The organism is Zobellia galactanivorans (assembly GCF_000973105.1).
Classification (GTDB): Bacteria; Bacteroidota; Bacteroidia; order Flavobacteriales; family Flavobacteriaceae; genus Zobellia; species Zobellia galactanivorans.
In genome coordinates this window covers 4,251,924-4,266,917 of sequence record NC_015844.1, presented here as the reverse complement: position 1 = coordinate 4,266,917, position 14,994 = coordinate 4,251,924, and the positions used below count along the sequence as shown (strand labels likewise).

Sequence of the window (14,994 nt, the reverse complement as noted above, 5' to 3'; positions counted from 1 at the left end):
ATGGGAAAACCTATACTTTGTATGCGAAGAGAAACGACAAAAGTGCATTTCATCGATAAACCCAACAATAGACACAGTTGACGAATCATGAATTATCATCTCCCTTTTAAGCTTTAAACTGAGTATTTAAGAGCTATAGCGCTTTTCAATATTCTGTTACGTACGAGTTTACCTAAACGAAAAAATGTGATATAAAAAAAGGGACGAAGCCATGCTCCATCCCTTCTTGGTTGGTCGGTCTATTTTCCTTTATTCCACCACTATAAATTCAGAACGCCTGTTCATTTGGTGTTGTACTTTGGTACAGGGCACCCCATTGCTACACTCGTTCGTCAATTGGGTTTCCCCGAAGCCCTCAAAGGAGATCCGGTTTTCAGGAATGCCCTGGGCAATTAGATAATCCGCCGTGGACTTCGCCCTGTTGGTCGACAGCCACATGTTGTAGGCATCGTTGGCACGCGAATCGGTATGGGAACGTACCTGTACTTTCACCTCCGGAAATTCGTTCAAATAGGCCAATACCTTTTTGATGCTTATCTTGGCGTCCTCCCGGATAAAGTATTTGTCGAAATCGAAATAGATCGGTTCGATGCCCAGGTACTTCGCCAAGTCGGTTCCCAGCGGTGCCGGTCTTACGGTTTTGGCCAATACCACCTCTATGCCCGTGGCATCCTTTCCCTTGACCGTGGCGAACACCTTGTCGCCATCGTCGTAATCGCTTTTTGAGGCCACTACCTTGTAATTTCCGTCCTTGCAGTCGCCTTCCATGTTAAAGGCCCCGTCGGCATCGGTCCGCGATGTGGAGACCACATGGTTTTCCTTGTCATATAAAGTAACGGCGGCATGGGCCAACAGCTCGCCGGTCTCCTCGTCCCTGACCGTTCCGGCTATCAAGGTATGGCACTTGAGGTCCAATGGCTTTGTCTCCGTAAAACTGTAGATATCGTCATCCCCATGTCCGCCTTCGCGATTCGAGGCGAAGAAGCCTTTTAGGGTCTCTTCATCGATTATATACGAAAAATCGTCCTCCTCCCCGTTCAGGGGCCTGCCTACGTTCACCACCTGGCCCGCTCCCATTTCCTTTAGATCGATCGCGAACACATCGAGTCCGCCCAGCCCAGGGTGCCCGTCACTGGAAAAATAAAGTACGTCGGAACCCGTTATGAAGGGAAAGGTCTCCCTGGCCTCCGTATTGATCTTGGGGCCCAGGTTTTGGGGCGTGCCGAAGCTACTGTCCCCGTGGATGTCCACCACAAAAATATCCGACTCCCCGACCGTTCCCGGCATATCGGAGGCGAAATACAGCTTGTTTTCCTCTTTGTTCAGTGCAGGGTGGGCCACCGAGTAGCCATCATCGTTAAAGGGAAGCTCCTCGATATTTTTCCATTCGCCGTCCACCAACCTTGCCCTGTAGATCTTCAACCTGCTGATCCCTTCTTCATCCCTTGAGAACTTGCCGTTGTTGGAGTTGTTCCGGGTAAAGTACATGGTCTTGCCGTCCTTGGTGAAGGCCGTGGAGGACTCGTGTGTTTTTTTGTTCAGCCTATTGGAAAGTCTATCTACCCCGATAAAATTTCCCTGCCCATCTTGTGAAGCCTTGTACAGGTTCAAAAAGGAGCCGTTGTTCCACTTGTGGATCTTCTTTGACAGGAGGCCGCTGTCACGGGCGGTCGAAAAGATCAGGTCCTCCCCGTAAAAGGAAGGTGCAAAATCGGACACCTTGGAATTGAGCCCTAAATTCTGGATCTCGTACCTACCCGAATTGGCCTCTATCCGCTCCAGATAGTCCGTGTTCTCGCCGAAGCGTTCCGCGCGCCGGTCGTTGGCCCTGGCCTCCCTGAACCTGTTCATCCACCTGTCGGAGGCTTCGTAATCCTCCAAGGACTTGAGCGTCTGGGCGTAGCGGTAGATGTATTCGGGGTCGATATCGGCCGTATCGAGCTCGAAGAGCTTCCCGTACCACTTCGATGCCTCGGCGTACCTGGCGTTGTAGTAATTGGCGTTGCCGAGGTTCTTGAATATCCGCTCTTCACTATACCCGTCGGCCACCAGGTCCTCATAGGACCGTATGGCCGGTGCATAGGCGAAGTCGGAGAACCTGTTCTCGGCCTTTTCCAGTTTTCTCTCCTGTCCTTGGGCGATACAGGTTATTACGGCGAGGGCGCAGAAAATATATTTTGCTCTTTTCATATCGGGTCGTTAAAAGAATCTAGGGGTTAGTACTCGTTTGTAGCGGGTAAGGAACTCGTATCTTAGGAATATCTCGAAGGAGCCGTCGTTGAAGCGTGCCGCCCCAAGATCGGTGACCTCCCTGTCGTAGGCCAGCCCCAGCATAAGCTGGTCGCTCAACTGAAAACCGAAGAGCGCACTCACTGCCGCATCCCATCTATAGGCCGCCCCCAAGGAGAACTTGTCGTTAAACAGAAAGCTCGCGCTGAGATCGATCTGCAAGGGCGCCCCTTTAACCGCTTTGACCAAGGCCGCAGGCTTGAACTTCCACCTTTGGTTCATATCGAACACATAGCCCGTGATAAGGTAGAGGTTCATACGCTCCTCCGCCAGAAAAGAACTGCTGTCGGTGTTGGAATTGTCGAAGTGCTCCGTCTGTAAAAAGTTCGGCACCGATAGTCCCGCATAGAAACGCTCCGTATGGTAGTATACCCCTGCCCCGAAATTGGGCGCGAACTTGTTGTCGATGTTGGGCAGGTTGCTCTCCGCACCGTAGTTCCTCAGCTTCGAGAAGTCGATGTTCAAAAGGTGGCCTCCCGCCTTCAGGCCGAAGGACAGCTTCCCTTCCTCCGAGGTGTGCACCGTATAGGAAAAAACCCCGTCGATATAGGTATCCTGGTTGGTGCCGTTGCCGATTTCGTCATTCACCACCGAGAGGCCCAGGCCCACCGAGTTCGATACCGGGGTATGGAAGTTCAGGGTCTGGGAGGTAGGCGCCCCCTCGAGGCCCACCCACTGCGAGCGGTGCAGGGCCGCAATGCTGAACACGCCCCGGGAACCCGCATAGGCCGGGTTCACCGCAATCGTATTGTACATATACTGTGTGTACTGGGCGTCCTGCTGGGCACGGGCCGAGACAAGGCCGGCAAAAATCGACAGGACCGCTATAACTAGTTTTTTCATGTTTATCGTTTGTATTGGAGGAAATTTATCTGTTGACATATAGGTAACCTGCCTTGCTCAGGTATTCTCCCTTGTTTTCGTATTTGATCACATAGAAGTACACCCCTACAGGCAATTTGGAATCCACTTGGATCGTCGCCCTTCCGTTGGAGACGCCCCTAAAGGAAGCGGGACCGTTGTCGTAGCCCGACATCTCGTACACCAGTACGCCCCAACGGTTGTAGATCTGTACCTTGTTGTTCGGGAACGACTCGATGTTGTCGATCTCGAAGTAGTCGTTTACCCCGTCGTTGTCCGGTGTTATGATCTCGTTGGTGACCGAAATGCCGGTCTCTACCAATTCCGGATCACAGCCTGCTTCCAAGGTAGGTACTCCATTTATGGAATCACAAGGATTCAAGGGATCGGTACCGTCCTCCAGTTCCTGGCCATCGGGGATTGTATCCCCATCGGTATCGGCATTGTTCGGATCCGTGCCTATGGCCTCTTCTTGTGAAGTGGTCAGACCATCTTCATCACAATCGGAGATCAGATAATCGCCTCCTTGCTCCAAGCTTATGCTAGCCTCATCGTAATCACATGGATCTTCCGGATTGGTCCCGTCTTCCAACTCTTGACCATTGGTTACCCCGTCCCCGTCACAATCGGCAACTAGGTAATCGCCAGAGAAATCCAAGGTAACATGCTCGATTACGTAATCACAAGGATTGTTCGGATCGGTACCATCGGCCTCTTCTTGGGTATCAAGTACGCCGTCGCCATCACTATCTCCCATCTCCCTAAAGTCTACTTCAGGAGTTGTTGGGTCATCATCATTATCGGTTCCGTCGGCCCCAGTATCCAAATCGTTGTTCACGTCGTTGCCCGGGGTATCGTCGAAGCCGTCGTCAAGACCGTCGTTATCGCTGTCGGTTCCCGTAAGGCTGCCTTGTCCTGCTTCTTCAATATCCAGAATACCATCATTGTCGGAGTCGGCATCCAAATAATCGGGCGTACCGTCACCATCGGTGTCCTCAGGTGTGATACCGTTAGGATAGTTCGTATCCACTCCGTTGGCATCAAAGGCATCCGCGGGAACTACATAACCCGTTGTAGGCTGCGCCTCCACATTGTCGGGAATACCGTCGTCATCGGCGTCGATATCGAGGTAGTCGGGGTTGCCCGTACCATCGGTGTTCACCGGTGTGGTACCCTCGGAGCTATCGGCCTGGCCGTTGTTGTCCGCATCCGCGAAGCCGGTATCGTTGCTATCGATCATACCGTCGTTGTTCGTATCCAAATCTCCGTTGCCCGATTCTAGGACGTCGAGGATACCGTCGTTGTCGGAATCCAAATCGAAGTGGTTCGGTATGCCGTCACCGTCAAAGTCGAAGTCCGGCTCCACCATTCCATTGTCGTCCCCGATCGTTGGATCGGCAGGGTCATCGTCCAAGTAGTTCGGAACGCCGTCGTTGTCGTCGTCCGCACTTGGATCGGTGCCCTTGGACTCGTCCACGTCGGCAATGCCGTCGTTATCGTCATCGAGGTCCACCGTATCTGGAATACCATCTTGGTCGTGGTCAAGTACCGATCTAAAGTCCACTTCCGTTAGGTCGGCATCGTCTTCATTATCGGTTCCGTCGGCCCCAGTATCCAAATCGTTGTTCACGTCGTGGCCCGGGGTATCGTCGAAGCCGTCGTCAAGACCGTCGTTATCGCTGTCCGTACCTGTAAGGCTACCTTGTCCGGCCTCCACTACATCTGAATATCCATCATCATCGGAGTCGGCATCCAAATAATCGGGTGTACCGTCACCATCGGTGTCCACGGGTGTGATACCGTTTGGATAGTTCGTATCCACTCCGTTGGCATCGAAGGTGTTGTCAGGAGCCTCATAACCCGTTGTAGGCTGCGCCTCCACGTTGTCGGGAATACCGTCGTCATCGGCGTCGATATCGAGGTAGTTGGGGTTGCCCGTACCATCGGTGTTCACCGGTGTGGTACCCTCGGAGCTATCGGCCTGGCCGTTGTTGTCCGCATCCGCGAAGCCGGTATCGTTGCTATCGATCATACCGTCGTTGTTCGTATCCAAATCTCCGTTGCCCGATTCTAGGACGTCGAGGATACCGTCGTTGTCGGAATCCAAATCGAAGTGGTTCGGTATGCCGTCACCGTCAAAGTCGAAGTCCGGCTCCACCATTCCATTGTCGTCCCCGATCGTTGGATCGGCAGGGTCATCGTCCAAGTAGTTCGGAACGCCGTCGTTGTCGTCGTCCGCACTTGGATCGGTGCCCTTGGACTCGTCCACGTCGGCAATGCCGTCGTTATCGTCATCGAGGTCCACCGTATCTGGAATACCATCTTGGTCGTGGTCAAGTACCGATCTAAAGTCCACTTCCGTTAGGTCGGCATCGTCTTCATTATCGGTTCCGTCGGCCCCAGTATCCAAATCGTTGTTCACGTCGTGGCCCGGGGTATCGTCGAAGCCGTCGTCAAGACCGTCGTTATCACTGTCCGTACCTGTAAGGGTGCCCTGACCGGCTTCCAGTACATCGTCGATACCATCATTATCGGAGTCGGCATCCAAATAATCGGGCGTACCGTCACCATCGGTGTCCTCGGGCACCAATCCTCCCGGATAGTTCGTATCCACTCCGTTCGCATCGAAGGCATCCGCGGGAGCTACGTAACCCGTTGTAGGCTGCGCCTCCACGTTGTCGGGAGTACCGTCGTCATCGGCGTCGATGTCGAGGTAGTCGGGGTTGCCCGTACCATCGGTGTTCACCGGTGTGGTACCCTCGGAGCTGTCGGCCTGGCCGTTGTTGTCCGCATCCGCGAAGCCGGTATCGTTGCTATCGATCATACCGTCGTTGTTCGTATCCAAATCTCCGTTGCCCGATTCTAGGACGTCGAGGATACCGTCGTTGTCGCTATCCAAATCGAAGTGGTTCGGTATGCCGTCACCGTCAAAGTCGAAGTCCGGCTCCACCATTCCATTGTCGTCCCCGATCGTTGGATCGGCAGGGTCATCGTCCAAGTAGTTCGGAACGCCGTCGTTGTCGTCGTCCGCACTTGGGTCGGTGCCCTTGGACTCGTCCACGTCGGCAATGCCGTCGTTATCGTCGTCGAGGTCCACCGTATCTGGAATACCGTCTTGGTCGTGGTCCAAAATCGACCTAAAATCAACCTCATCGGTATTTGTATCGTCATCATTATCCGTATCGATGGCACCGGCATCCAAATCGTTGTTCACGTCGTTGCCCGGGGTATCGTCGAAGCCGTCGTCGAGACCATCTCCATCGGTGTCCGTACCTGTAAGGCTACCTTGTCCGGCCTCCACTACATCTGAATATCCATCATCATCGGAATCGGCATCCAAATAATCGGGCGTACCGTCACCATCGGTGTCCTCAGGCGTGATACCATTCGGATAGTTCGTATCCACTCCATTGGCATCGAAGGTGTTGTCAGGAGCCTCATAACCCGTTGTAGGCTGCGCCTCCACGTTGTCGGGAATACCGTCGTCATCGGCGTCGATATCGAGGTAGTCGGGGTTGCCCGTACCATCGGTGTTCACCGGTGTGGTACCCTCGGAGCTATCGGCCTGACCGTTGTTGTCCGCATCCGCGAAGCCGGTATCGTTGCTATCGATCATACCGTCGTTGTTCGTATCCAAGGCTCCGTTGCCCGATTCGAGGACGTCGAGGATACCGTCGTTGTCGGAATCCAGGTCTAAATGGTTGGGTACATTGTCCCCATCAAAATCATCTATCGGTAGTGCCGTACCAGTGCCATCCGTATCCACTATATCAGAAAGTCCGTCACCATCGGCATCCTCAATAGGTCCGGTACCAATGATACCATCGTTATCAGGGTCTGAACCACCTGCTTCGGTTACATCGGAAATACCATCGTTATCCGAATCCGTATCCAATCGATCATCCCTTCCATCACCATCGGTATCCGGATTTTCCAAAGGTGTACCCGAGGTAGCCGGACCAACAGGGTCTACGCTATCGGCCAGACCGTCATGGTCAGTATCCGTAGCATGGGTATCGATAACTCCATCTCCGTCGGCATCCGATCCGCCCGCTTCGGTTACATCGGGGATACCATCGTTATCGGAATCCAGATCCAATCTATCCTTTACCCCATCGTTATCGGAATCTTCGTCCGGAAGCGGGTTGGTTTCAAATTCATCGGCCAAACCATCGTTATTGGCATCGACCATAGAAGTTGGATCACCGGGAGTCGGGTAGTCTACACGTCCGTCACCATCGGTATCGGTACCTCCGGCTTCGGTTATATCGGGAATACCATCGTTATCGGAATCCAAATCAATACTATCGGGAATACCATCCCCATCGGTATCACAATTCTCGGTCTTAATTCCGTAAGTTATGTTGGCCAGGTTGTCATCGAACTGTCCGTCGTTGTAATAGAAATATAAGGATCCGCTATTCGTTGATACCGGAATACTTGTGGGCACCAAGGGATCTACAGGCCCCAACAGTTCGTCCACACCGTCTTCATAAGTTCCGTTTCCGTTCAAATCTACAATGGCGTAGAACAGGTAATAGCCATTGTTTACGATTCCCCCACTCGATGGATCTACCGTATTTTGGGTGAAATCGGAATAATAAACGGCCGTACTGCCATTAATTGTCGCCCCTCCCCGAGCAGGCTCGGTCAAGTAAACATTGATGGTCCTTCCTTCGAAAACTCCATCTTGGGCCACTCCGGTCAGAATACCTCCGGTAGCCACGTTCTCGATGTCGAAGAAGTATTTTACCCCAGCTTCCACTACGGCATTGGCACTTTGTAAAGTACTAATATTCGAATGTAAGGTTTGACTGGTAGTGATATAGCTACAATTATTTTCATCCACATCCAAAATTCCGTCATTATCGTCATCGATATCGACCGTATCCATAATACCATCGCCATCGGTATCCAATATTGACCTAAAGTCTACCTCGTTCGGATCTAGGTCGTCTACATTATCGGTAGCAAGGGCCCCTATATCCAGGTCGTTGTTGACATCATTACCGGGCGTATCGTCAAAGGCATCGTTCAGTCCATCGTTATCGCTGTCGGCCAAAGGATCCATAATGATACCTTGCCCTGCCTCGAACACATCGTACACCCCATCGTTATCGGAATCAGGGTCTAAGTAATCAGGAATTAGGTCGCCATCCGTATCTACAGGGGTCAGTCCGGTTGGATAATTGGTATCCAATCCATTGGTAGCCTCTGCATTGGCCGGGGCCACATAACCTGCTGTTGTCTGTGCCTCTACATTGTCGGGAATACCGTCATCATCGGCATCGATGTCCAAGTAATCCGATTTACCGTCCTCATCGGTATCAGGAATTAGTAAGGGAGAAGCTGCCGTAGCATCGTCCCAACCGTCGGTAGTCGTCGTATCATCGAAACCATCGATCCTTCCGTCACCGTCCACGTCCGTACCCCCGGCCTCGGTAGTATCGGTAATGCCATCGTTATCAGAATCAATATCCAAATAATCGGGTAGGCCATCGCCGTCAAAATCAGATATCGGCAAGGCAGTTCCCCCGCCATCACCCGGAGTACCTTGGGTGGTATTATCGTCCGTATCCACAATATTCGAAAGTCCGTCGCCGTCATCATCCGCTATGGCCCCTGTACCGATCCTACCATCGTTGTCGGGATCCGTACCTCCAGCTTCAAGCACATCGGGAATACCGTCGTTATCGGAATCGAGGTCCAATCGATCATCCAAACCATCGCCATCGGTATCCGGATTTTCCAAGGGCGTACCCGCCGTAGCAGGCCCTACAGGGTCTACACTATCGGCAAGACCATCATTATCGGCATCGGTCATAAACGTATCTATGATACCATCGCCATCGCCATCGACGCCTCCAGCTTCGGTTACATCGGGGATACCATCGTTATCGGAGTCCAGATCCAATCGGTCTAAAACACCGTCATTATCAGAATCCCCATCAGGCAGCGGTGTAGCATCCACACTATCGGCAACACCATTGCCATCGGCATCGGTAAAACCATCAATGGCCCCATCGCCATCGGTATCGGCACCACCGGCTTCCAATGTATCGGTAACACCGTCGTTATCGGCATCGAGGTCTAGGTAATCAGGGTTACCATCACCATCGGTATCGATGGGATCAATGCCATCGGTATCGGTCCCCACCACGGGAATGCCCGTTGCCGGATCGATTGCTCCTGGAGCGTTAAAGCTACTTGTGGCCTGTGCCTCGACCGTATCCAGAATACCGTCGTTATCACTATCCAAATCGTAAGCATTAATAATTCCGTCCCCGTCGAAATCTCCCGAATTATCAGTTGTACCATCGCCGTCCGTGTCAAAAATATTCGAAGTGGAATTGGTCTGTACACAACCGATTTGCGGCGTACATGGAACACTACCTTCGGGACCATCTGTCGTATCGTTATCGACAACATCCGCAAGTCCGTCGTTATCCACATCGGTTAGGTTATCCAATACCCCATCGCCATCGGCATCTTTATTTCCTTCTCCCAACTCAACGATATCGGTAATACCGTCGTTATCGGAATCCAAGTCCAAATGGTTGGGAACCCCGTCTCCATCCGTATCAAAATTGATACAAACCCCATTGGCGTTCAGTCCGCCACAGGCAGGGAAATCGGTATCGTAATAATTGGGGGTTCCATCGCCATCCAAATCAGCATCGGGGTCTGGCAAGCCCATGGTGGCGCAATCCCATCCGTCGACGCCATCAAAATTGGCAGCACAGAAATCCGGATCCTCATAGTCCAAAACCCCGTCGCCATCGGCATCCCCGTTATATACCTCTATCACATCGGGAATACCATCGTTATCGTTGTCCAAATTCAGCGGAGCACCGGAAACTACCGGAACCTCAATCTGTATGGCCTCACATTGACAGTTGGTACTTGAAGGCAGAAACTCTACGATAAGGTTGTTGCCCGAACAAGCGGCACCCGCAGTGGTAAACACGATTTCCTCGACAATAGTCGAAGAATTTGGTACCGTAGAAGCGACCGTTCCCGTGGCAATGGCGGCTCCCAAAATTTCCCCGTTTACATCGGCACAGTACACATTATAGGTATAACCAGCAGCGGCATCCAAGGCACTGAGGTTCTCTATATCTATCGACAAGTTATATTCGTAGTTATTGCCGGTATCTACCGTAAAGAAGCTGTCGTTCGCGGTGCCCGCCAAAACCGGTTTCTCCAAAGGCATGGTCTCGTACGAGAACCCTGTGGATACCTGAAATTCGGAACAGGCAGTGCCCCCGCAAGACATGGTACCTACCGTTACATAATTTGTAATATGTATTTCTTCGGTATCATCGCAAATACCTTCATTGGTCGTTATAAAATCAAAGTCGAAGGAAATGCTCTCGCCCGGTGCTACCCCGGCCGGATATTTTATAATAATCTCTTGATGGTCGCCCACGGTCGTAACAGATTCAAAGGTTGCCACATGGGTTCCCGTACCTGTAAACGAAGCATCGACATATTCAATGCCCGGCCTTAGCTCAATCAAGGCATAATCGGAAGCCCCGGTGCTATTGGAACCGGCTATCAAAGTCTCCACATTTATGGTTTCGGTAACGCCACACCCTTGGATCGGGGCTCCAAAACCTGGTAGGTTAATGGTGCTTAAAGCGTCATAGGGTGCCACGGCCCCCGTTGCCTCTATCGCATCGGAAACCACACGGGAACCATTGCCAAAAGCCGGGTCGCCACACGGACTCTCACCATATACCTTAAAGGTAAGTGGTGAGTTGGAAATAAAATCGCACATCAACTGCAGCTCAAGGTCTACATGTGCAGTTCGGTCGTCGACCGAATTATTGGCCGGATTACCGGCAATACCGCTTATGGCGGCAATACCCGAATGTTCCATCAGGTTTACCGTTGCCGTCCCATCGGTAATGGTAACGCTTACCGTTTCGGAATTACCCGAATTTTTGGGATATTCTACCTCGGCTTCCACAATATCGATACCTGTAGCACCTCCGGGAATGGCAAATTCCAATCTCGGATTGACCAAGTCGGCCAATTGCGCACTTATGATGTCCAATTCTACATGAAAAGGGGTACACAAATCTTGTGATGACACGGGCTGATCGGTAATACCTATCTGAACCTGTGCATTTTTAGGTTCCAAGGTAATGGAGGTCGAATTCTGATAGCAAGACGCACCGACCGCCTGAAAATCGGATACATCGACATGGGTATCGGGATACCCTGGATAGCCCAAACAATCCCATCCATGTTCTACCAAGACCGTTAGATCGGAGCAATCCTCAAAATCGCCCTTAAAGCGAATCGATTTGGTAGCGCCAGAAGCTATGGCCCCGGCCTCTATCCATGTTTTATCCCCTGCCTGATAAAAATTGACCGCAGTCTCGACACCTCCGGAAACACTGAAGGCATCGGTAATGTTTATTCCCACGGGTACCGTAACCTGTAACCAGTTGTAGTCGATATCCTGGGGACTCGTATTGCTAATATTTACGTCGAAATCTACTTTATAGGCGTCTCCGTTGACCGTAGGCAAGGGAGATTGCACAATAAAGGTAGGCTGTGTATAGCTGAATTTATTGGTATTCGTAAAACTCGTACTGACAGGGCTTGCATAGGCAAAATCCTGATAGTTGATCGTATAATCGTACGAAGCCTCCGTAGGCGAATTGCAGGTACCCACAAACTCTACCTCGAACCTTTGGTACACCAAGCCCGTTTGGTCCCTGTTCACAAAATTCGGTCCCGGTGTTATTATCACCTGTCCGTTGCTCTCCGTTGCAACAAACTCGCCCGTTGCGGTAGAATAGTTGTTGCTGCTGAAAGCGTTGGACGTAACGTTACCGGTAAACCTTGCCCCTTCGGGGATATCTACGACCGTGGACTCCCAAATGGTCATAGGGCGGTACTCATCGGCAAACATGTCGCTAGGTGACATATTATGTGTAAAGTACATATAGCCCAGTGAAGGCGTACAGCCCTCGCCCGATCGGGTTTGGTTACTGCCATAAATATTGGGTCTGGAGTAATAGGCGCGATCGCCCCAAGTATCACAACCTACCCTGTTCGCTTCCGTATGTGCGGAATCCGTATAGGCATAAAACTCTCCCCTGAAGTTGGTAAGCTCAAAATAATCGACAACTTGAAAATCTTTACTGAACTCAAAGATCAGTTCCAGTTCGACCACATCGCTCTCTGTAGCGTCGCCTTCATATTCGTAACCCGGACCTATCAAACTTCGATCGTCGCTTAGGTCAAAGGTCAAAAGGTGTTCCGTGGAACCGTTGGTGGTCAAAACAGGGGCATTCGCCAAAACTCCCGATTGGGATGTAGACGGGGTATCATTGATCGTAATTTTAGAATCGACCAAGGTAATTATTCCCGCACCTCCTGCAGCGGCACTGGCCGTATTATAAGTAAGGTCGAAATAAAGGTTATCGAGGGAAACATTGTTAATGGAGGCCTTGGTGGTCACTTTCATTTGATCTCCCGCCAAATACTTTTTGATACCGTCGGTATTCTCGTCGAGCACAACCGTCGTAGACATGGTTTCATCCGTCCATCCGGCCGTAATCCTTTCAGCGGTAAAATCTTCGATTACCGGACCGACACAACCGCCTGGGCAATGCGTAAAAATATTAACCGTACCACAGTGTATGTCTTGGCTCCAACAAACCCCGCTCGATCCCGTAGCCGTAAAATTAGTGGTATAGGATATGCTTTTCATTCCGTTGGTACCACAGGTATATGTCAATGGAAATTCTACCCATTCCTTAAAAGTGTTACCACTCATGTTCGTAGTGGTATACGTAATCTGGCTTCCCGATTGCGAAAAATCAGGGGAAGCCGATGCCTGGAGCTCCATTCCGGCAGGCACATCGATGGTTATGGTCCACAACGAGCTGGCCTTGTTGGAGAATATGGCATCGCCGTCGATGGTAGGCCTACCCGAACCGCCCGCATATATCGAGGGAGCTATTTTTAAGGTAAAATCCTCATTGTTTGTAATATCGGTGGGCGCCTCAATTTCGGTTACGCTCTGGTAATCACGAAGGATATTGAAGTAGTTAAGGTCTATACGCTCAGGGACACGATCTCCTTTACACTGATCTTTAAAATAGACATCGAAATAGGTGTGCTCCCACCCCATATAATCATATCTTCCTGTACCACAGACATCCCTAGGGGATATTTCAAAATCGAAGGACAGTTCCGTTGAAGCATTCGGAGGCAAATCGTCATAGAAGCCGTCTTTGTCCAAATCATCAAAACCGTAGTTCGGCCCATCGGGATCCGAAGTAAAGAAATTAGGCGGTATGGATATGGTATTGCCAGACCCCCTGCCCGGATATGATGTACTAGGCTTTGTACCCGGTTCAAAAGAAGCATTGGTCCCAAACCTGAAATTTGAGACCTGTCTTGTATTGTAATAATCAAAATCCCAAAGGGGATTCGTATATTTAGTGGTTACGGCCGAGGTGTTGTGGCCCATTCCCAAGTTAATACCCACGTCCAAGGCCATGGAGCCTTCGGTCGTTTTGGTATTCTCTATTTTAACGGTATAGGTAACCGCATTACATAAATCTGGCGTTGTAGATCCTACTTTGGTCAAGGCTATGGCAGGTACGCTCGTCCCAAAATTCAAGGAACCCGTCTGTGGCGACGCCGCCTGACATGTTTCCCCCGGGCTACATCCCCAATAGGCATTATGCACTACGGCCGTGTCTATACAATCGTCTACCCTAAATTCTTCCTGTAAGACAATGGTCTCGCCGTTTTCGAAGCAACTGTTGATATTGCCCACAGCCTTTTCGAACGGGGATACATTTAAATCTATGTTATACGTATACACCCCGTCTACTTCCGATATAGTTTTCAAGGGAGTTCCGTTATAGGACAAGGAATAGCCATCCCTTACGTCCTCACCTATATTTACATAATAGGTAAAGCTTTCGGTACAGCCATTTCCCCCTTGTGCGATTACAATATCCCTTACATAAGTTTGGCCTACGTTGGCATTTATTGTAGGTATGGAAGAAATGTTCAACGATGCCGCCATTAAATCGTAGGAAGGGGGATCGCTCTCCGAATCTGAATTGGCCCCACCCGCATCTTGGAAGTTGATCGTATAGGCATCTTTGAAGATGCCTCCAGAACCGGAAAACTCAACGGCATCGCAATTGGCACTCCGTTCAAAGGTAAAGGTTACCACATCGTTTACTTGCCAATTTTCATCATTGGGCCGCAGAATGGTAAAGATGGGATCGGACGACGTTCCCCCCTCGGAAATGACATAGTCCCCTGAACCGGATTGGGCCGTAATAGTTACCGTGCCCGATACATACTCAATACCTAGGGGAAGATCGAAAGTGATACTAAAATCGTGACAATTGGCATTTTTACCTAGGATCGTCACTTCTTCCAACGAGTTGTTGACACCCCCACAGGTTGCAAGATCTTGCGGATTTACATCAACCTTGTAGCGGTTGTTTTCAAGTTGCGCATTTGAATTAATTGCATAGACAAAAGTCAAAACTACGGCAAGAATGCCGGTCTTAAGGGAGAACTTCATAAAAGAATGGTTAGCGTAATAAATAATTACCGTAAACTACAGGCAAATGGTGTTTATAGTTACCCAAATATATTGTTGAAGAAAAACCTAGACCATTTAATGTTGTGTGTTAAGGGCGGAGTGTATGGGAAATCTTAAATTTTGTATACGAACTCATTTTTCAACTGTGTATTTCATCGGAGATCCTTTTGGTACCAGTACCTAACAGAGGTGTTGTTTTCCTTTCAGATTATTGGGCATAATTAAAATCCGAAGTAAACTAGCTCTAT

General features: G+C 50.5%; 3 protein-coding genes. All 3 read right to left on the bottom strand.

Annotation, left to right across the window (positions count from 1 at the left end; translation table 11 throughout):
- Positions 1-249: 249 nt before the first annotated feature.
- The 3 genes from ZOBGAL_RS17145 to ZOBGAL_RS17135 are packed head-to-tail and all read right to left on the bottom strand — an operon-like array spanning position 250 to position 14,725.
- Positions 250-2,190: an OmpA family protein gene (locus ZOBGAL_RS17145; RefSeq protein WP_013994977.1), complete on the bottom strand. Its 1,941-nt coding sequence runs from the start codon at positions 2,188-2,190 to the stop codon at positions 250-252.
- Between the two features lie 9 nt (positions 2,191-2,199).
- A complete protein-coding gene (locus ZOBGAL_RS17140; RefSeq protein ID WP_013994976.1) occupies positions 2,200-3,132 on the bottom strand; it encodes a PorP/SprF family type IX secretion system membrane protein in 933 nt (310 codons plus the stop codon).
- A 25-nt stretch (positions 3,133-3,157) separates the two neighbouring features.
- Positions 3,158-14,725, bottom strand: coding sequence for a T9SS type B sorting domain-containing protein (locus ZOBGAL_RS17135; protein ID WP_013994975.1), 11,568 nt, complete (start codon positions 14,723-14,725; stop codon positions 3,158-3,160).
- Positions 14,726-14,994 lie beyond the last annotated feature (269 nt).